This is a genomic window from Sphingobium sp. SCG-1, from assembly GCF_002953135.1.
In the GTDB taxonomy this organism is placed as follows: Bacteria; Pseudomonadota; Alphaproteobacteria; order Sphingomonadales; family Sphingomonadaceae; genus Sphingobium.
The window spans coordinates 975,979-995,323 of record NZ_CP026372.1 but is presented as its reverse complement, the minus strand read 5'-3'; the positions used below and the strand labels follow the sequence as shown (position 1 = coordinate 995,323).

Here is a 19,345-nt window from a genome sequence, read left to right as displayed (position 1 = left end):
GTCACTCCGCGCATTCCCGCGCCACCGTCACGTCGTCGAACGGCAGCACGCGATCGCCGATAATCTGCCCCTGCTCATGCCCCTTGCCTGCCAGCAGCACGATGTCGTCGGCGCCCGCCTGCGCAATCGCTGCGGCAATCGCCGCGCGACGCCCGCCGACTTCGCTCGCGCCCGGCGCCCCCGCCATGATGGCCGCACGAATGGCGGAAGGCTCCTCCGAACGGGGGTTATCATCGGTGACGATCACCAGGTCCGCCAGTTCAGTAGCAACAGCGCCCATCAGCGGACGCTTGCCCGTGTCGCGATCGCCGCCCGCGCCGAACACGACGATCAGCTTGCCACGCGTATGCGGGCGCAATGCTTCGATGGCAGCGCGCAGACCATCAGGCGTATGTGCGTAGTCAACATAGACCGGCGCTCCGGCGCGCGTGATGACAGCCCGCTCCAGCCGCCCGCGCACAGGCTGAACGCGACCCAAAAACTCAAGCACCCTAGACGTGTCGCCACCCGTCGCGGTGACCAGTCCCGCCGAAACCAGCGCGTTAGCGGCCTGATAGGCACCGATCAGCGGCAGGTTCACCTTGTGCCGCTTGCCGTCAGCCTCGATTAGCAAAGTCTGCCCCAAATGCGTCGGCGTCCGATCCACGAGCTTCAAGGCTGTCCCCGCGGCCCCGACCGTCATGACCCGCAGTCCCCGCCGCTCGGCCCGCGCAATCACGTCGCCAGACTTGGGATCGTCCGCCCAGATCACTGCCGCACCATCCGCCGCCACGACTTCATCGAACAGCCGCATCTTCGCATCGAAATAGCTGTCCATGTCGCCATGATAATCGAGGTGATCTCGACCGAGGTTCGTGAATGCCGCCGCCTTTACAGGCAGCCCTTCGGTGCGAAACTGGTCGAGACCATGGCTGGACGCTTCGAACGCCGCATGCGTGATGCCTTCGCGACTAAGTCCCGACATATTGGAGAGGAACGTCACGATGTCCGGCGTCGTCAGCCCGGTGGACACCTGGTCGATGGCGGTGGTGACGCCCAACGTGCCGATGGACGCGGATTTTTCACCCATCAGCCGCCACAACTGACGCGTCAGTTCGACGGTGGACGTCTTCCCGTTCGTGCCCGTCACCGCAACGACGGTTTCCGGAAATGGCGCAAAGAACTTTGCCGCAAGCGATGCGAACAAGCGGCGCGGCTCTGCATCGGCAAGGTGCACCGCGCCGTTCACCACCGCCGACGGCCGCGCTACGACTACAATGGCGCCCGCGGCAATCGCGTCGGCGATGAAGTCTTCGCCATTGAACCGCGCACCCGGAAACGCGCCGAAGACAGTCCCCGGCGCAACCTTGCGATGGTCGATGGCAAAGCCCGTCACTTGCGTCGCGCAAGCCGTTGGGTCGACCGCTTCGATCAAGGCGTCCAGCCGCATTATTCTTCGCCCTTTGCTTTCCAAAGAAGCGGCATCAACTCGGAAATGTCCACGTCGCGCCGCTCGTCGGGAATGATACCGAGCATCGGTCCTACACGCTCCACCACCCGTTTCACAACAGGCGCGGCGGTCCATGCAGCGGTGCGAAGGCCGAACGTCTCGGCATTGCCCTGCGGTTCGTCCATCATCGTCAGGACGACATATTTAGGGTTATCCATCGGAAAGGCGGATGCGAAAGTCGTCACGAGTGAATGATGTGCATAACCGCCTGCAAACGGCTTTTCGGCGGAACCGGTCTTGCCGCCGATGCGGAAACCCTTTGCATCGGCGCTACGTCCTGTGCCAGCGGCTACGATCATCCGCAGAAGCTGCCGCATTCGGGCGCTCGTGGCAGCAGTAAACACGCGACGACCGTGCGGCACCTCCCCCGGTGCCAGGCGGCGCATCGTCGCAGGGCGCCAGATGCCGCCGTTCACCAAAGCCGCATAGGCGCTCGCCAGATGCATCGGCGTGACCGCTATGCCATGTCCATAGGACGCCGTCATAGTGGTGATCCGGCCCCAGTTCGTGGGCCACAATGTGCCGGCGCGTTCTTTCAACTCGATGCTGGGCCGACGATCAAATTCCAGCGACCGGAACATGGCCTGCATCGGTGCCGCACCCATTTCATCGGCAATTCGTGCGGTCGCGATATTGGAGCTGTGCACCAGCGTTTCAGGCACGTTGATCCAACGGCCGAGGGGGTGGTCGTCCTTGATACGAAACCCTGCCACGGCCAGCGGTGCCGTCGCATCATAGCGTTTGGACATCGACGTAACCGTGCCGTGATCCATTGCTGTCGCGATCGATAACGGCTTGAACGTGGAACCCAGTTCGTAACGCGACTGCACCATGTCGTTGCATCGCGCCGAATCGTTGCAGCTTTTCGCCGTGTCCCGCGTCAACTTGTTCGGATCGAACACGGGCAGCGATGCCATGGCGATGACCTCGCCGGTGTTGGCGTCCAGAATGATGCCACCGGCACCACGCGCCCGTTGCGCCATCATCTGCGTGTAGAGTTCGTTTTCCAGTGCCGCCTGCACGCGCGTATCGATGGAGATCGCGAACGACTTGCCCTGCGCACCAAGCTTCGTAAGCTGGTCATTGAAGGCAAGCTCCACACCCATGCCGCCCGCGCCGTCCGTGGGCGGAAAGCCCAGCACATGCGCGGCAAGAGTGCGTTGCGGATAGACTCGCTCATTCTCGCGCGGAAACTCGATGCCGACTTCGCCCAGCGCGTTCACCGCCGCGACTTCCTCGGGCAGGGCGCGCTTGCGAAGATAGGCCCAGCCCTTGCCCGTCAGCTTCTTGTAGAACTCGGCCGCCGGTTCGTCGGGAAAGATTTCGTTGAGCTTACGCGCCAGTTCCGCCGGTTCACCAATCAGCCGATCGGGCCGTACGGATATCGAATAGCCCTGCATCGTACGCGCAAGCGGCACGCCATTGCGATCGACGATGTCGGCACGCGGCAGAGCCCCTGCGGAAATGGTCGTCCGCTCGCTGCTGAACGTCGCCACTCCCATCCATGCCAGCCGCAAGCCGATAAGGCTGGTGATGCCGACGAACAGGATCAGCAGCAACACAAGCCGCTGATGCGCCACCGCCGTCAGGTTGACCCGGTCCGCGCCTGTACGCGAACGATCGGGACGGACGACCAGCGTCGCCATCAGCGGTTGCCTTTGCGTTTTTCGCCTGCCGCACGCGCGCTGAGATCCCCCAACGTGCGGTCATCCAAAAGTTTTGAATCCAGCATCGCCATACGCTCGACATTGCGGGCGACCGGCGTCGGACGATCGCGCTCCACTTCGGGCGAAGTCTTCGACTTGGCCGGGCGTGGCAGCTTCTCGACATTGTCCGCCGCCTGCGCCGTCCGGATAATCGCGATGTCGGTGCGGATCTGTGTCTTGGCCGGGCTTGCCTGCGCCACCTGCGTCTCGGTGGGAGCCTCGGCTGGCGGTTGCACCATGGCCGCCATTACCGGCGGTGCTACATATTGCGGCCCGTTCTGCTGGATACCGTCAAGGCTCGCCAAGGCGCGCTCGCCATCCAGATATTGTGCCACCGTCGGCGTCGAGTAGCGGAAATCCTCGGCATTCCAGCGTTCGAGCTGGCGCAGGTTCGCGCGCGCGCCAAATTCGGTTTCCAGATAACGGATGTCCGCCTGAGTCTGGGCAATCTGCGCCCGCACCTTGTTGAGGTCGTTCCGCTCGGTCGCCGCACGGAGCGATACCATATAGGCGGAGAGCGCGCCCAATGTGACCAGCAATACCCAGAACAGACTTTGCAGACGCTTAACCGCGATCATGACCGGTCCCCAACTGCGACGGAAGAAAAAGCAGGCGCATTCGTGCGGATCGCGCTGCGCAACGTGGCGGAGCGCGCGCGCGGATTGACGGCAAGTTCGGCTGGGCCGGCACGCACCGCCTTGGCAGGCTTCGCGAAGGTCGGCGCGTCTGCCTGAACCTGCATAGGAAGATGACGCGAGCCAACGCCTTCGCCACCGCTGCGGCGGCGCAGAAACTGCTTCACGATGCGATCCTCAAGGCTGTGGAACGTTACGATGGCGAGACGACCACCCGGCTCCAGCACCGCCTCAGCCGCCTCCAGCCCGCGCTCCAGCTCTTCCAGCTCCTGATTGAGATGAATGCGGATCGCCTGAAAGACGCGGGTTGCAGGGTCTTTCTTGTCGTGCGGCTTGTGCCCCAGCGCCCGCCGAACGACCGAGGCCAGCTCGCCGGTACGCGACAGGGGCCGCGCCTCGACGATGAAGCGCGCGATCCGGCGCGACTTCGGCTCCTCACCATAGCGATAGATAACGTCGGCGATGGCCTCTTCGGGCGCTGTGTTCAGGAAATCCGCCGCGCTCGTTCCCGACTTGCTCATGCGCATGTCGAGCGGCCCGTCCGCCTGAAACGAAAAGCCGCGATCCGCCCGGTCGAGCTGCATCGAAGAAACGCCGATGTCGAGCGTGACGCCTGCCACCCGATCGACATCCGCATTGGCCAACAGCGACTGCATCCGCGAGAACTCACCCTCGACCAAGGTGATGCCAGCGTCATCTGCAACCGGGCGCCCTTCACGGATCGCGTCGGGATCACGGTCGAAAGCGATCACTCGCGCGCCTTGCGCCGCCATCGCACGGCTATAGCCGCCCGCGCCGAAGGTGCCGTCGACATGCGTCTCGCCGGGGACAATGGCGAGCGCGTCGAGAACTTCGTTCAGCAGGACAGGAATGTGCGGCGCATCGCTCATGAGCGTCGAAGGGTTCATTTGCCCGACGCCTCCCGCTCGGCCAGGAAACGGCGGCATTTCGCTTTCAGCAATTCATGGCCGGACTCGCTGGCTTCATACGCCGCCGGGTTCCACATCTGGATATAGCGGCTGACCCCCACGAAGAAGATCGCGTCGGTGATGCCGCTCACATCCTTCAGATCGTCGGGCAGGAAGAAGCGTCCGCCATCGTCGAAGTTGACGTCATCCATGAGCGGGAACAGCTTTTCGCGCTCGCCGTCCTCATCATAGTCTTCGCCACGGTTCATGGCCGCGATGGCGCGCGCGGTGATCGCGTCCTCCTGCTGCTGACGAAAGATGGTGCCGAAACCCGTGGCGCAGGGGTGCTTGCCATGGAATGATGTCACCAGCCGATTTTCGTTACCGCTGCCGAGTTTGACCTGCTTGCGCATTTCGAGGGGAATGACGAACCGGCCCTTGCCATCTGCCAGACTGAAGGCGTTGCCCGAGAAGAGTATGCTGCTCGTCACGAGAAAACCGCCTTGCCCCTTTCTTAGGGGTACAGCTCTCCCGCAGCGAAAAGCGCGTGCACCACGCCCTCCGCTTCCACGGGAATCACAAAGCTGGAACAGCCCCTATGGCATTCTGGATACCAAGGGTTGAGGTGGGAATAAAGGGGAAAATCTGGTTAGAGATGGGAAAGGCGAGTGTTTCTTGGTTTCGTCCGTCCTATTTTGCCAGTCTCACCGGTTTGTTCTATGCCTGTTCCTGCTTCAACTTCACTCTCTGGTTCATCTGCCCTCAAATGGCTTAAGCCTTCCGCGCCATTGCGCCAGAATAGCCGCTCCTGCGAAAGCCCATAACAGGGCCACCAGCAATGCCCATCGCAGCCCGGCTTTAACATCGGCCTCGTTACGCACCCAGTTGATTGCGTTCGGCCATTCGGTCGCGGGTGACAAAGGACGGCGCAGCCAACGATCAAGAAGCGCCATCGTGTCGCTCATCAGCCTTTCCCCCTCGGAAGACTGCCACAGTCTTTCGTCGAGCAAATCGGCGTCGGCGATAAGACGGACCTTGCCCTCCCCCACGCGACATGTGACCATGAAGCCGTCCCCAACCTGCTGACACCGGGCAAAGTCGCTATGTCTGGTTGTGAAATGCGAAGCACCTTCTGTCAGCAGCAAGCGATTGCCCTCCACAAACCGACGCTCGACCAAAGCGGGTTGTGCCGGTTCCAGCACCAATCCCCAGCGCGTGAGGAGTGGATCGAGCAGGCTCGTCACCGGAGGACGGCGACGGTCACCCAGTGGCAAATCTGAGGGCCAGACAAGGAGCGGGTCCGCAAGGATGACTGCACGTCCTCCCCCGCGTACCCAATCGTCTAGCGCGACCAGTTCCTCAGGCGCAAGCAGACGAGGCTGAGCGAGCAGCAGGCGCTGCTTGAACTGAAGACTGCTCGGGGAAAGCACATCGAGTCGATCCACCTTGAACAGCGTATCAAGTGCCGACAAGGTTTGGCTCGATCCCCAGAACAGGTCCAATCCTGTATGAAGCCCAAGCGGCTCACGCGGCCCCGCCGCAGGCGGGTTCGAGGTATGGAAGACGAGACGCGGCGGTGTTTGCGCGGCCATGCCGCACAGGATGAAAACGGACAGCATGCTGCCGATCAGCGTCCACAGCGACAGCGCTGCGACCCTCCACTTCACCATACAGAACCACGATGCCGCTCCGGCGATAAAAGCGGCGGCGAGTATAAAGGGCCACCAAGCGCCCATCACGACCTGCCCCGCGCCGAGTATCGGCCCCACGCCAAGTCCTGCAAGCAAAGACCCGGCAATGGCGATGAACATGAGAGCAGCATCACTCATCACGCGGCGTCTTGCGGTCGACGAGAACAGCCTATTGCGGATCGTGGTCCATCGGCTTGTTGAGCGCCGGATCAGGCTGGAGATCCGGTACGACCTGCCCCGATTGTTCGGCAGAAGGCGTTACGCCGAGTTCGGCCAGAGGCTCACGAGGTGATACCGCATTGCCGTTGTCCGCAGAGACGGTAGGCACGACGGGTGGCGGGACACTGCGCTCGTCCAATCGCGCCTTGTCGATGATGATGTTCGCCAGGCCCACCAGCAGGATCACGCCTGCAAGTCCCGTCAGTCCGATTTGCACGCGGTGCAAGCCATCCTGCCGCCGCTGTTCATCCTTGCGCGGCAGACCCGGATTATCTGCGACCCGCCCTGATGGAGGCGTGGCGCCGGACGGTTGACCAGTCACGATCTACCAGCCCCCGTCGAAGAGAGCATCACCAGACAAGGCATAGCAGTTCTTATCCGCCTGATCCTCAATCCTGTGCCAGCCACGGAAACACGGGCAGACCTTTTGCTTCCAGCCATGTACGATTATACAGCGTCGAGAGATACCGGAAACCCGTATCACACAATATCGTCGCAATCCGATGCCCCGGCCCCAGCCGCCGCGCCAAGGCCACTGCCCCGGCGACATTGATGCCGGATGAAAGCCCGAGGCAAAGCCCTTCTTCGCTCAGCAGCCGCCGAACCCATTCAAGTCCGTCCTCATCCGATATCCGAAATTGCGTATCGATCGGCGCACCTTCGAGGTTCGCGGTGATACGGCCCTGGCCGATGCCTTCTGCAACGGACGTGCCTTCCGCCTTCAATTCACCGCACGCGTAATAGTCATATAGCGCTGCGCCATGCGGGTCACTCAGGGCTATAACGATATTCTCGTCCTTGGCTTTAAGGCCCATGCCCACACCGGCGATCGTGCCTCCGGTGCCCGCTGCACAGGTGAAGCCGTCGATCCGGCCGCCCATCTGGTCCCAAATCTCTTCCGACGTCCCGGTGATGTGCGCCTTACGGTTTGCGATATTGTCGAACTGATTGGCCCAGATCGCGCCGGGCGTTTCTTCTGCGATGCGGCGGGACGTATGAACAAAGTGGCCGGGATTGGAATAGGCAGCGGCAGGCACAGTCACCAACTCGGCGCCGAGTGCGCGGAGCGTGTCCATTTTCTCACGACTCTGCGTTTCGGGCATGACGATGATCGTCTTGTAGCCTTTAGCATTAGCGACGAGTGCGAGACCAATGCCGGTGTTCCCCGCAGTACCCTCGACGATAGTGCCGCCTGGCTGAAGCAGCCCCTTTTCCTCGGCATCTTCCACAATGAAAAGTGCCGCCCGATCCTTGACCGATGCGCCGGGATTGGCAAATTCGCACTTGCCGTAAATGTCGCAGCCCGTCTCCTGCGACGGACCAGTCAGGCGCACGAGCGGGGTATTTCCGATCAGCGCCAGCGTATTCTGATAAACATGCATGGCGCTTAGATAGCGGAGCGGACTGGCTTATGCCAGCCAGCCGCGCCCCTCGTTCATAAATTTCGCCTTCGCCTCGTGGTAACAGACTTGGAGCGAACTGTACCAAGGAGATACAGGCAGTTTTAAGGGGCAGAAAAGCGCCAGAAAGCTGCGTATTCAGCCGCGCATGCGCCTGCGCTTCCCTCTTGCCGATCGTCAGGCTGCATCCAAGCGCTTTAGCTGGATCGGACTGGCTGCATTGTGCCTGGCGCTACTGACCCCGCATCTTACCACTTACGCCCGAATGGGTGCGCTGGACCTCATAAGTGATTCCGCCGCCGCGGAAAAAGGCCATGAAGCGCCAACGGATAACTTTCCGGGTTCGGCGTTTTTCTATAGCGAGGGCGCCTTCGACCCCATCGCGGAAGCCAGCACGCTGGCTAATGTGCACATCCTAGCATTGAGCAATGGCCCTGCTGCGAGCGCCGCACCGTTCCATGCCCGCTCTGCTCTCGATCAATACCGAGCAGTCAACTGCCTCACTTCGGCAATCTATTACGAAGCCGGGAACGAGCGGGACGCTGGTCAGCGGGCGGTGGCCCAGGTCGTACTCAACAGGGTGCGGCATCCCGCCTGGCCGCAGAGTGTGTGCGGCGTCGTCTACCAGGGGTCGGAACGTCTCGACACCCGCTGCCAGTTCACTTTCAGTTGCGACGGCGCCATGACGCGTGTGCCCAATAGCAGAAGCTGGGCTCGCGCCCGGCGGATCGCAATGGACGCTCTGGCGGGACGGGTTTTCACGCCAGTCGGCTTGGCGACGCACTATCACACCCTGGCTGTCAAACCCGGCTGGTCGAACAGCCTGACACCTGTAGCGGTAGTGGGCGCACATATATTCTATCGTTTACCGGGAGCGAACGGCACGTCGCGCGCATTCTTCGCGAGCTACAGCGGGCGGGAAATGCAAGGTGGCCCGGCGCGCCGCAGTTATGAATCGAAGTTCACTGCGATGGCGCTTGTCGCTCCAATCCTCGCGCTCCCGACACCCACATCCTCGACTCCGGCACTCACCGCGAGAGGTCCGGAAGATGAACTGCCGCGGTCCACAATTCGGGCAGAATTTCAAAACTCCGGGAAGCCGTTAAGCTGAAAATCTCGTGGCAGCGCGGGGTCATGATCGGCCCTCAAATAATTTTTAGAAAAATCTCAGTAGGGACGGAACTTCAATTCATGTGCCGGGTTCTGATCTTCGGATAGCATATCTTTTGCCCCCCCGCTCTTGCTATCCATACCCATGGGCCCGGACGCAACTCTCCCCCCGATTGCGTGCCGGGCCCAAATTATTTCCAGCCATTTTCTATGTTAATGCAGAAAGTCGGAACGCTTTGCCAACAAGCGGGTTTTTGATTCCGCAGCCTGCGGGCGCACGGCGCACACTGCGTCCGAGTATCAAGAGGAGATGTTCCGTGTCCAAGAAGATCATCGCAGCCATGCTGCTTTCCAGCGCCCTGGTTCTGAGCGCCTGTAACACCGTTGAGGGTGCGGGCAAGGATGTGCAAAGCGCTGGCAAGGCCGTAGAAAAAGCCGGGGATTAATTCTCGCTTTGGGGGGCGGGCCGCTATTTAGTGGCCCGTCGATCCTTCTACGCCGGGTCCGCCCCGGCATTTTTTTCGTCCAGCGCCGCCTGCTTTGCCTGATGTCGGTCCGTGAACCAGATTGCGATGATCGTGATTTCGTAAAGCAGGATCAAAGGAATGGCGAGCATGAGCTGTGATACGACGTCGGGCGGCGTCAACACTGCGGCGGCGATAAAAGCGCCGACGATCATATAGCGCCGCAGTCCGATCAGTTGCGCGCGACTGACAAACCCGGCCCTGTTCAGCAGCATCAACAGCACGGGCATCAGGAAACTGATTCCGAAAGCCAGAATGAACTGCATCACCAGCGACAGATAGGCGTCAGCACTCGGCAGCGCCTGCACGTTCAGACCACCTGTATTCCCCTGAAACGTCAGGAAGAAGTGGAACGCTGTGGGCATCACCACATAATAAGCGAGCGCAGCCCCCATGGTGAACAGAACCGGCGTCGCGATAATGAAAGGCAGCAACGCCCGCTTTTCTTTCGCGTACAAACCCGGCGCGACGAAGGCCCATAGCTGGTTGGCGATCACCGGGAAGGACAAGCAGAAAGCGCCAAAAATGGCGATCTTCACCTGTACGAAAAACGCTTCATACAGCTTGGTATAGACTAGCTGCCCTTTGCCGTCGCCAAAGGCTTCCCGCAGCGGCTGGATGAGGAATGCGAACAGCTTGTCCGAGAAGTAGAAGCATACCGCACCGCATATTACCAACGCATAGACACACTTCAACAACCGGCCGCGCAGTTCGATCAAGTGGTCCAGCAAGGGCGCCTTGCTTTCGTCAATGTCGTCGATCATGCCGCTTCGTCGTTCTTCGGCGTGATCGCGGGCGCTGGTGTCGCCAGAGGTGTCATGTGCGCGCCCGCATAGTCTGGATTGGCAGACGCTTCGGCTACCGGCTCCGATTGATCTTCAATCGCTTCAGTCTCCGGAGGATGCTCCGCCATGATCCGCTTATTCTGCTCGGCCCACTTCTTCTCAAGCTCCTGAAGCTCGACTTCGCGGACCATCGCGTCAATGCCGGTACGGAAATGGCGGGCCATGCCCCGCGCCTTGCCGACGATCTGGCCGACCTTATACAGCGCGCGCGGCAAATCCTTCGGGCCGATCACGACGATCGCCACGATCACGATCAGCAGCAATTCGCTCGATCCGATATCAAACATCGCGGGCTTCCGATCGCGCCTTTACCGTCGCTCTCGTAATCAGACCTGCTTCTGCTCTTCGGTCTTGGGCACGCTCGGCTCAGGCGCGCGCTGGCCCTCGATCTTCGCAGCGGGACGCGCGGGCGTGATATCGTCCGAATCGTCCTCCATGCCTTTCTTGAAGCTTTTGATGCCCTTTGCGACATCGCCCATCAGACCGGAAATACGGCCGCTGCCGAACAGGAGCATCACCACCAGCAGGACGATGACCCAATGCATCAACGAGAAGGAACCCATCGTAATTCTCCAATTTGCTAGACGCTATCTAGGCGTCTTCGTCGTCCTTTTCCACAACGGATTGGGCATCATCATCCACAGCCATCGCACTTTCCAGCGCCAGATCGACGGGATCGAGCAACCCGGCAGCGCGCAAGTCGTCGATGCCTGGCAGATCGCGGCGGCTCTCCAGACCGAAATAGGTCAGAAATTCCGAGGTCGTCACATAGATCAACGGCCTGCCCGGAACTTCGCGGCGACCGGCCGGCCGAATCCAGCCCGCTTCCATCAGAACGTCCAGCGTTCCCTTACCCACCTGAACGCCACGAATCGCTTCGATTTCTGCCCGGCTTACAGGTTCGTGGTAGCCGATGATGGCAAGCGTCTCCATCGCCGCGCGCGACAGCCGCCGCGTCTCCTCCTTCTCACGCCGCAGGATGTAGGCAAGGTCGGCAGCCGTCTGGAAATGCCACCGTCCGCCACGTTCCGCCAGGTTGATCCCCCGGCCGGAATAATCCGACTTGAGTTGCTCGAGAGCAGCGGCAAGATTGCCTGAGTCGCCGACATGCAGCCGCAACTCACCGACACTAATCGGCTGTTCGGAAGCGAAGACCGTCGCTTCGACCGCGCGGAGGAAATCGTCGGGCTCCTGCGTCATGTCGATGCAGCCACGGCGCGGGCAGCGGCACGCAGATACAGCGGCGAGAATATGCCATCCTGACGAATATCGACCTTACCTTGCCGCGCCAGTTCCAGCGCGGCGACAAAGCTGCTGGCAAGTGCCGACCGACCCAATGCGCCGCCAACCCCGTCAGGCAGGAACGCTTCGATGCTCGTCCAGTCGAGGCGCGTGCCGATCATCGCCTCCACGCGCAGCATGGCTTCGTCCAAAGTCATCACCGGTCGACGAAAGACAATGTGCACCGTCGGCTGGGTACGGGCACGTATCTGACCATAGGCCTGTAGCAGTTCGAAAAGGCTGGCCTGCCACTTCGCCTTTCGTTCGGTACGCAGGCCCTCCGGTGCCGGCCTCAGGAAAACGTCGCGGCCGACCAGATCGCGAGCCATCAGCCGCGCGCCCGCTTCGCGCATCGCCTGAAGACGTTGAAGGCGAAGTTGAAGCCGGAGCGCGAGTTCCTCGGGCGAGGGAGCGACCTGCTCATCACGCGGGAGGAGCAGGCCAGATTTCAGATAAGCCAACCACGCCGCCATCACCAGATAATCGGCCGCGAGTTCCAGCTTCAACTCACGAACGCTTTCGATGAAATCCAGATATTGCTCCACCAGCGCGAGAATAGAGATCTCCCGCAGATCGACTTTCTGCGTGCGCGCAAGGGAGAGGAGCAAATCGAGCGGCCCTTCCCATGCCTCGAAGCTGACGGTCAGCCGCTCCGGGCCTGCGGGCATTTCGGCGTCGGGGAAAAGATCGTCCACGCTGACTGCCGTCCTCAGACCAGAGCCAGCAGTTCGTCACGCTTGGCCAGCAGAGCCTCCAGTGGCACTTCATCCTGCGATGCGGACGCATAGGCGAGGCCCGCATCCAGCCGCTCCCGCGCGCGTGGTGTAATATCCGGCAGCGCCTTAGCAAGGCCGATCATTTCCTCCATGCGGCCCCAGCAATTGAGCGCGATGTCGCACCCTGCGGCCACCACAGCGACGGCCAGTTCGGGAATGCTTCCACTCAACGCCTTCATGTCGAGATCATCGGACATGAGCAGCCCGTCAAAACCGATGCGGTCGCGGATGATGTCCTGAATGATGGTCGGCGAGAGGCTGGCGGGTCGCTGGTCATCCCAGGCAGAGTAGACGATGTGCGCCGTCATCCCCATCGGTGCCCAGTTGAGCGACTGGAACGGTTCAAGATCGACCTGCAACGCCTCTTCATCAGCATCGACATGGGGTAGTTCAAGGTGGCTGTCGACAGCAGCGCGGCCGTGTCCCGGCATATGTTTTACGATCCCCGTAACACCACCCCGCCTCAGGCCGTCGAGCACGGCACGCCCTAGGGCCGCGACACGCATAGGCTCGCCGCCGAGCGTCCGGTCGCCCATGATGTCGCTGGCTCCGGGCTGGCGCACGTCCAGCAACGGAAGCGCGTCGACGGTGATGCCACACTCCCGAAGCGTGATAGCGATCGCCTGTGCATTGGTGCGGGCCGCTTCGATCGCCGTGATCGGCGCGATGTCGTAGAGCCGGTCGAACGACGATCCCGGCGGAAAGGCGGGCCAGACCGGCGGACGCATGCGCGCGACGCGGCCACCTTCCTGATCGATCATGATAAGCAAATTGTCCCGACCGTGAAGTGTACGCATCGAATCGGTTAGTGCGCGCAGTTGCGCCACGTCCTCGACATTCCGGCCGAAGATTATGTAGCCTGCCGGATCGGCATCGCGAAAGAACGCCGCTTCGTCAGCGGTGAGCGACGTGCCGGACAAGCCAAAGATGACGGGTTTCATGCCGCCATTCTAACGCGAGTGGCTCGCCCTGTCGAAGCGTCAATTGACGACGAGGCAGCTTTCCCCAGCGACGCGCAGTTTCCCGCAGATCGCACTGGCCTGTGCGCCCGTCCCGGCACTCGCGCGGAGTCGATACAGCGTCGTCTCTCCAACCTTCACGGACTCGACCGAAGTGCCGAGCGGCGCGAGATAGTCGAACCGTTTGGACAGTCGGTTCCATGCATCCTTGGCGCTGGATTGGCTACCATAAGCGCCAAGCTGTATCATCGGGCCGCTGGCTTTGGCGGTGGCTGCGGGTTTCGACGCCGCGCTGCCGCGCGTTGCATCAGATACGGGTGCCGAGAATTGGCTGGAGGGCTTCGCTGCCGCGGTCTTTGCAGCCTCAACAGGCGCTGGTCCGGCCGTTACAGGCGCTTCGGGTACGCGGCTGGGATCGATCCGGCCTGCACGCTCCACGCCTTCGCTTGCAGCGAAACTGGCGTCACCTTCACCGGCAAATTTCTTGGCGTCCACTTCATTCGCTGGCACTTTATAGTCGCCAGCGGGGGCTGCGATAAGCTGCGCATCACCGCCTGAAGCCGCCGAAGATGTACGGTTCTGTATCCAATATACGCCGCCGACGATCACCCCCAATGCGATCAAGCCAGTGACGATGAAGGCGAGCAGCTTAAGCGGAGAGACACCGTCATTATCGTCCTCGCGATCAGCCGGTTCCAGCCACGGAAGACGATCCTCGTCATCCAGGTTCAGGCTGCCACGCGCATAATCACTCATCACTGCATCTCCGTCAGCGCCTCGACCCCCATTAGTGCCAAGCCGTTGCGGATTATCTGCCCGATTCCCTGCGCCAAGAAAAGCCTTGCCGATGTGGTCGCCGGATCGTCCGCAACAATCACGCGCAGCTCCGGATTGTCGTTACCCTGGTTCCACCAGCCATGGAAAGACGCCGCCAAGTCATTGAGATAAAAGGCGATACGATGCGGTTCGCGGCTCTGTGCGGCGGCCTCCACGATACGTGGAAACTGTGCTGCGCGCTTGACCACCTCAAGCTCTCCCGTCCCAAGCCGGGACAGGTCCGGCGCTGGAAGATCGAGACCCGCTTCCGCAGCACGGCGACCCAGCGAGGAAATCCGCGCATGGGCATATTGTACGTAGAAGACCGGATTGTCCTTCGACGCTTCCACGACCTTGGCAAAGTCGAAATCCATCTGCGCATCGGCCTTGCGCGTCAGCATGGTGAAGCGGACGACATCCTTGCCCACTTCCTTCACGACATCGGCCAACGTCACGAAATTGCCGGAGCGCTTCGACATTTTCACCGGCTCGCCATTGCGGAGCAGGCGCACCATCTGCACCAGCTTCACGTCGAACCGGGTCTTGCCGCCCGTGAGCGCCGCGACCGCCGCCTGGATGCGCTTCACGGTTCCCGCATGATCCGCGCCCCATATGTCGATCAACTGATCGGCGGCCTCCGCTTTCTGATAATGGTAAGCGAGGTCCGCGCCGAAATAGGTCCAGCTTCCGTTGGACTTCTTGATCGGACGATCCTGATCGTCGCCAAACTGCGTGGAGCGGAATAGCGGCAGTTCGACCGGCTCCCAATCTTCCGGCGTTTCTCCCTTCGGTGCCTCAAGAACACCGTCATAAACCAGTCCCTGCTCGCGTAGCCAGGCTTCGGCCGCCTCCGGCTTGCCTGCCTCCTGCAACTCCGCTTCGGATGAGAAGAGATCGTGATGGATGCCGAGCAGCGCGAGATCATCCCGGATCATGTCCATCATCGCCGCAACCGCCTGCTTGCGGAAGGGCACCAGCCACTCGCTTTCCGGTGCCGCGACCATGGCATCGCCATATTCGGCAGCCAGCTTCTGGCCCACCGGGATCAGATAATCACCGGGATACAGGCCTTCGGGGATCGCACCCACATCTTCGCTAAGTGCCTCGCGATACCGGAGATGCACCGAGCGCGCGAGGACATCGACCTGCCCCCCCGCGTCGTTGATGTAATATTCACGCGTGACCTTGTGCCCGGCATATTCGAGCAGCGTCGCGAGAGCGTCCCCCACCACTGCGCCCCGGCAATGCCCCATGTGCATCGGGCCAGTAGGATTGGCGGAGACATATTCGACATTCACATGAACGCCCTGCCCCATGTCGGTGCGTCCGTAGTCCTTGCCCTCGGCGTGGATCGCCGCCAGTTCGGCGCGCCACGTCGCATCGGTCAGGCGCATGTTTAGGAAGCCGGGACCAGCCACCGAAACCTCAGCCACTTCCTCCAGCGCCTGCAACCCTGCCGCAACCTTCTCGGCCAGCGCGCGCGGGTTGGTGCCGGCGGGCTTGGCCAGCACCATGGCGGCGTTGGTGGCAAGATCGCCATGGCTCGGATCGCGCGGCGGCTCGACGGTTACGCCCTTGCGATCCAGACCGGCAGGCAAATCGCCCGAAGCGACAAGCTGGTCCAGCACAGCATCGAGATAGGTCGTGAAACGGGCGTACAAAGTCACCGGAAATTCCCCACGGGTAAAAACACTGCGCAGCCTTCGGCTGGCGCTATACCGCTGCCCTTACCGCGTATCGAAGAAAAGAGCAGCCCATAGCTGCTGGACCAACCGGCCCAGCGATCAACGCGTCACATTATATCGGAGCTGATCCTGCGTTAGGTTGAAGCCCACCAGCAGTTCGAAACTGGTACGCTGCAACGCTGCCTTCACCTCGGGCGAGGCGAACGGATCGAGCGCGGCATCGGCGTCGCCTGCCTTGCGCTTCTGGCTGATCTTGTCCTGAATGTCCTTCGGCAAGGTCGCAACGTCCTTGTCGACATAGGACGCGGCCTTGGCAGTCGCCGTGGTGCGATATTCGCCAGGCGCGAAGCGGAGCGTCACTTGCGCAACGCGCTTGGCTATAACGCTGCTACCGCCGCGCACGACCGTTGCGAAGTAGGGCAAGGTGACTTCCCGTGCCGCGCTGGCATCGCTGCGCCGCGCCTGCACATCGAACGTGGCCTCGGTGTAAAGCTGTGCGCCATCCGCACATGTCGCCCGAACATTCGTGATGTCTGCCACTACGTCGATAGCGGAAGCATCGCGGCTGGTAGCCGGATTGAACAGGGTAATGTCGCCCGTATAGGCCGGGACAGCCGCCGTCGGACAGGCCGAGCGAACCGCGATTATGCCGCCTGTCGCATCGATTTCCCCACTGCGCGAACAGCCCGCAAGAGCGATAACGGCTAGGCTTACAAGTGCGGTTCTGGCGATGGTCACAGGAATTCCCTGAAAAAGCGAGGATGACCGGCTTCTTATCCATCCGCCACTCGCGACGCAACACGCATGCGCGAGAAGTGCAGCGGCACGGGCGGCAAGGAAGCGCCTTTCCTCCTGTCGAAGCTTCGCCTAAAGGCTTTGGCTATGACAGACATCGCGCCCTCGTCAGCCAACCTATCCGCTAAATTGCCCTTGCTGCTGTTGATTGCGGCGCCGCGGGGTTTTTGTGCCGGAGTGGACCGCGCCATCGTGATCGTGGAGCGCGCGCTCGAGAAATATGGCGCGCCGGTCTATGTGCGGCATGAGATCGTCCATAATCGCTTCGTGGTGGAAGGCTTGAAGGCGAAGGGCGCGGTCTTCGTCGAGGAACTGGACGAAGTGCCCGATGGCGTTCCGGTCATATTCTCGGCGCATGGCGTTCCCAAATCGGTGCCGGTCGACGCGCAGCAGCGGGGACTTTCCTATTTCGATGCAACGTGCCCGCTGGTATCCAAGGTCCATCGTCAGGCGGAACGGCAAGTCGCGGCAGGGCGGCACATCCTGTTCATCGGCCATCGCGGCCATCCCGAAGTCATCGGGACGTTCGGTCAGGTGCCTGAGAACACCATGACCCTGATCGAAACGGTCGCAGATGCGGAAGCGTTTACGGCGCCAGATCCCGATAATCTGGCATTCCTGACGCAGACGACTTTGTCAGTGGATGACACGGCGGCGATCGTAGACGTGCTGCAACGCCGATTTCCTACTATCGCTTCGCCGAAGGGTGAGGATATTTGCTACGCCACCTCCAACCGGCAGAATGCCGTCAAGGCGATAGCGTCATCCTGCGACGCGGTGCTCGTCATCGGTGCACCGAATAGCTCGAATTCGCTGCGACTGGTTGAAGTCGCAGACCGGGAAGGCACACCCGCTCGCCTCATCCAGCGTGCGGACGAGATCGATTTCGAATGGCTGCGGGGTGTCGCAACCCTCGGGATCACGGCAGGCGCGTCGGCACCCGAAGTGCTGGTGCGTGAAGTCGTCGCCAAGCTTTCCGAGAAGTTCGATGTCGAGGAGCGGGAAGTCGAAGAAGTCCGGGAAACGGTGTCCTTCAAGCTTCCCCGCGGTCTTGAAGCGGCCTGACACTTCATGGCAGTATATACGCATGTACCGGCCGAGGACATGGCCGCTTTCCTGACGCGCTATGATGTCGGTAGCCTAGTCTCTGCAAAGGGCATTGCCGAAGGTGTCGAGAACAGCAATTACCTGATCGAAACGACGCAGGACCGTTTCATCCTGACGCTGTACGAAAAGCGCGTCGATGAAGCGGACCTGCCATTCTTCATGGACCTGCTCGATCATCTGGGTGCGCGCGGCTGCAAAGTGCCCCGTTTCATTGGCGATCGGGACGGGGCCAAGCTTCAGCAACTGGGTGGACGTCCCGCATGCCTTATCGAATTTCTGACCGGTGTGTCCGTCACCGAACCGACGCCAGCGCAGGCACGGGCGGCAGGCAAGGCATTGGGGGAAATGCATCGGGCAGCGGCGGATTTTACCGGCACTCGCCCCAACGCGCTTGATCCTGCCGGGTGGCACGATCTTGCCGATAAATGCGGAGCCGATTTCGACAGCATTGCTCCGGGCTTTGGTGAACGCGTCGCTGCCGAACTCAGTTGGCTGGACGCAAATTGGCCCGTGGATTTGCCTCGCTCCGTCATCCATGCCGATCTTTTTCCGGACAATGTCCTGATGCTGGGCGATGACGTTACTGGCCTCATCGACTTCTATTTCAGTTGCACGGACATTCGCGCCTATGATCTTGCCGTGACGCATGGCGCATGGTGCTTTGCGAATGACGGCAGTGCCTATCATTCCAATCGCGGTGCGGCTCTGGTGGTGGGCTATGATGGCGCATTCGGCCTATCGGATTCCGAGCGCGCCGCCTTCCCCGCCTTGTGCCGGGGCGCGGCTTTGCGCTTTCTCCTGACGCGCGCCTATGACTGGATCAACACACCCGCCGATGCGATGGTGACTCGCAAAGATCCCCTCGCCTTCCTGCGGCGTCTGGATTTCTACGCTACGGCGCATCCATCCATGTTGCTCGGCGCATGAGCGAACCGACCACAGTCGAGATTTTCACCGACGGCGCATGCAAGGGCAATCCCGGCCCCGGCGGCTGGGGCGCAGTGATCCGGTCCGGCCCGCATGAGAAGGATTTGTCCGGCGGCGAGAAGCTGACGACCAACAACCGCATGGAATTGATGGCCGCGATCGAGGCGCTGAACGCTCTCAAGCGCCCCTGTCATGTCATCCTGACCACCGACAGCAATTATGTGAAGGACGGCATCACCAAGTGGGTGTTCGGCTGGCAAAAGAACGGCTGGAAGACCGCCGACAAAAAGCCTGTCAAAAACGCGGAACTCTGGCAGGCCTTGGTCGAAGCCACCCGCCGCCACAGGATAGATTGGCGATGGGTCAAAGGCCATGCCGGGCATCCCGACAATGAGCGCGCCGACCGATTGGCGAGCAACGCGGCCGACGTCATGCGCATGACTGGTTGACTGTGGAATGAAGGAAGGAGATA

22 protein-coding genes are annotated in these 19,345 nt (G+C 61.3%); 5 read left to right on the top strand and 17 right to left on the bottom strand.

From position 1 onward, the window contains the following. Position 1: 1 nt before the first annotated feature. The 8 genes from C1T17_RS04525 to C1T17_RS04490 all read right to left on the bottom strand — a co-directional run bounded on the left by C1T17_RS04525 (position 2) and on the right by C1T17_RS04490 (position 8,030). Positions 2 to 1,429, bottom strand: coding sequence for a UDP-N-acetylmuramoyl-L-alanyl-D-glutamate--2,6-diaminopimelate ligase (locus C1T17_RS04525; RefSeq protein ID WP_104952417.1), 1,428 nt, complete (start codon positions 1,427 to 1,429; stop codon positions 2 to 4). Beyond that, positions 1,429 to 3,135, bottom strand: coding sequence for a peptidoglycan D,D-transpeptidase FtsI family protein (locus C1T17_RS04520; protein ID WP_104952416.1), 1,707 nt, complete (start codon positions 3,133 to 3,135; stop codon positions 1,429 to 1,431). The genes C1T17_RS04525 and C1T17_RS04520 overlap by 1 nt, the downstream gene beginning before the upstream one ends. Beyond that, entirely contained in the window at positions 3,135 to 3,773 is a 639-nt protein-coding gene (locus C1T17_RS04515; RefSeq protein WP_104952415.1) for a colicin transporter, read from the bottom strand. The genes C1T17_RS04520 and C1T17_RS04515 overlap by 1 nt, the downstream gene beginning before the upstream one ends. Beyond that, positions 3,770 to 4,720 carry a 16S rRNA (cytosine(1402)-N(4))-methyltransferase RsmH gene (gene rsmH / locus C1T17_RS04510; protein WP_104952414.1) on the bottom strand — a complete coding sequence of 317 codons (951 nt, stop codon included), beginning with the start codon at positions 4,718 to 4,720 and terminating at the stop codon, positions 3,770 to 3,772. Before rsmH ends, C1T17_RS04515 begins: the two co-directional genes overlap by 4 nt. A gap of 14 nt (positions 4,721 to 4,734) precedes the next feature. Further along, positions 4,735 to 5,229, bottom strand: a complete 495-nt coding sequence (locus C1T17_RS04505; protein WP_104952413.1) for a division/cell wall cluster transcriptional repressor MraZ — start codon at positions 5,227 to 5,229, stop codon at positions 4,735 to 4,737. Between the two features lie 261 nt (positions 5,230 to 5,490). Beyond that, positions 5,491 to 6,567, bottom strand: coding sequence for a hypothetical protein (locus C1T17_RS04500; RefSeq protein ID WP_104952412.1), 1,077 nt, complete (start codon positions 6,565 to 6,567; stop codon positions 5,491 to 5,493). 31 nt (positions 6,568 to 6,598) lie between these two features. Continuing rightward, positions 6,599 to 6,910 (bottom strand): hypothetical protein, encoded by a 312-nt coding sequence (locus tag C1T17_RS04495; protein ID WP_104954995.1) that lies wholly within the window; start codon positions 6,908 to 6,910, stop codon positions 6,599 to 6,601. Positions 6,911 to 7,037: 127 nt separating this feature from the next. Continuing rightward, positions 7,038 to 8,030: a cysteine synthase A gene (locus C1T17_RS04490; RefSeq protein ID WP_104952411.1), complete on the bottom strand. Its 993-nt coding sequence runs from the start codon at positions 8,028 to 8,030 to the stop codon at positions 7,038 to 7,040. 166 nt (positions 8,031 to 8,196) lie between these two features. Here C1T17_RS04490 and C1T17_RS04485 point away from each other — a divergent pair, with 166 nt between their 5' ends. Continuing rightward, the gene (locus tag C1T17_RS04485; RefSeq protein WP_104952410.1) at positions 8,197 to 9,159 is read left to right on the top strand and encodes a cell wall hydrolase; all 963 of its coding nucleotides are present in this window, start codon (positions 8,197 to 8,199) and stop codon (positions 9,157 to 9,159) included. Positions 9,160 to 9,475: 316 nt separating this feature from the next. Further along, complete coding sequence (locus tag C1T17_RS04480) at positions 9,476 to 9,604, top strand: entericidin A/B family lipoprotein (protein ID WP_104952409.1); 129 nt, start codon at positions 9,476 to 9,478, stop codon at positions 9,602 to 9,604. Between the two features lie 47 nt (positions 9,605 to 9,651). Here the strand turns inward: C1T17_RS04480 and tatC are convergent, their stop codons facing one another. From tatC to C1T17_RS04435, 9 genes are all read right to left on the bottom strand, one after another. Continuing rightward, a complete protein-coding gene (gene tatC / locus C1T17_RS04475) occupies positions 9,652 to 10,446 on the bottom strand; it encodes a twin-arginine translocase subunit TatC (protein ID WP_104952408.1) in 795 nt (264 codons plus the stop codon). Further along, positions 10,443 to 10,814, bottom strand: coding sequence for a Sec-independent protein translocase protein TatB (tatB, locus tag C1T17_RS04470; RefSeq protein ID WP_104952407.1), 372 nt, complete (start codon positions 10,812 to 10,814; stop codon positions 10,443 to 10,445). The genes tatC and tatB overlap by 4 nt, the downstream gene beginning before the upstream one ends. 39 nt (positions 10,815 to 10,853) lie before the next feature. After that, on the bottom strand, positions 10,854 to 11,090 hold the full coding sequence (locus C1T17_RS04465; protein ID WP_104952406.1) for a twin-arginine translocase TatA/TatE family subunit: 237 nt from the start codon (positions 11,088 to 11,090) through the stop codon (positions 10,854 to 10,856). 28 nt (positions 11,091 to 11,118) lie between these two features. Beyond that, the gene (gene scpB, locus C1T17_RS04460) at positions 11,119 to 11,727 is read right to left on the bottom strand and encodes an SMC-Scp complex subunit ScpB (RefSeq protein ID WP_104952405.1); all 609 of its coding nucleotides are present in this window, start codon (positions 11,725 to 11,727) and stop codon (positions 11,119 to 11,121) included. After that, a complete protein-coding gene (locus C1T17_RS04455) occupies positions 11,724 to 12,503 on the bottom strand; it encodes a segregation and condensation protein A (protein WP_104952404.1) in 780 nt (259 codons plus the stop codon). Before C1T17_RS04455 ends, scpB begins: the two co-directional genes overlap by 4 nt. A 14-nt stretch (positions 12,504 to 12,517) precedes the next feature. Next, complete coding sequence (gene nagZ / locus C1T17_RS04450; RefSeq protein WP_104952403.1) at positions 12,518 to 13,525, bottom strand: beta-N-acetylhexosaminidase; 1,008 nt, start codon at positions 13,523 to 13,525, stop codon at positions 12,518 to 12,520. Between the two features lie 39 nt (positions 13,526 to 13,564). Continuing rightward, complete coding sequence (locus C1T17_RS04445; protein WP_104952402.1) at positions 13,565 to 14,299, bottom strand: SPOR domain-containing protein; 735 nt, start codon at positions 14,297 to 14,299, stop codon at positions 13,565 to 13,567. After that, positions 14,299 to 16,026 (bottom strand): arginine--tRNA ligase, encoded by a 1,728-nt coding sequence (argS, locus tag C1T17_RS04440; protein ID WP_104952401.1) that lies wholly within the window; start codon positions 16,024 to 16,026, stop codon positions 14,299 to 14,301. Before argS ends, C1T17_RS04445 begins: the two co-directional genes overlap by 1 nt. Positions 16,027 to 16,143: 117 nt before the next feature. Beyond that, a complete protein-coding gene (locus C1T17_RS04435; protein WP_104952400.1) occupies positions 16,144 to 16,782 on the bottom strand; it encodes a hypothetical protein in 639 nt (212 codons plus the stop codon). A gap of 144 nt (positions 16,783 to 16,926) precedes the next feature. Here C1T17_RS04435 and ispH point away from each other — a divergent pair, with 144 nt between their 5' ends. From ispH to rnhA, 3 genes are read left to right on the top strand one after another with little or no spacing between them, the layout of a single operon-like run. Further along, positions 16,927 to 17,904 (top strand): 4-hydroxy-3-methylbut-2-enyl diphosphate reductase, encoded by a 978-nt coding sequence (gene ispH, locus C1T17_RS04430; protein WP_104954994.1) that lies wholly within the window; start codon positions 16,927 to 16,929, stop codon positions 17,902 to 17,904. A 6-nt stretch (positions 17,905 to 17,910) separates the two neighbouring features. Next, positions 17,911 to 18,873 (top strand): homoserine kinase, encoded by a 963-nt coding sequence (thrB, locus tag C1T17_RS04425; RefSeq protein WP_104952399.1) that lies wholly within the window; start codon positions 17,911 to 17,913, stop codon positions 18,871 to 18,873. Continuing rightward, entirely contained in the window at positions 18,870 to 19,322 is a 453-nt protein-coding gene (rnhA, locus tag C1T17_RS04420) for a ribonuclease HI (RefSeq protein WP_104952398.1), read from the top strand. The genes thrB and rnhA overlap by 4 nt, the downstream gene beginning before the upstream one ends. The last annotated feature ends 23 nt before the right edge of the window (positions 19,323 to 19,345 follow it).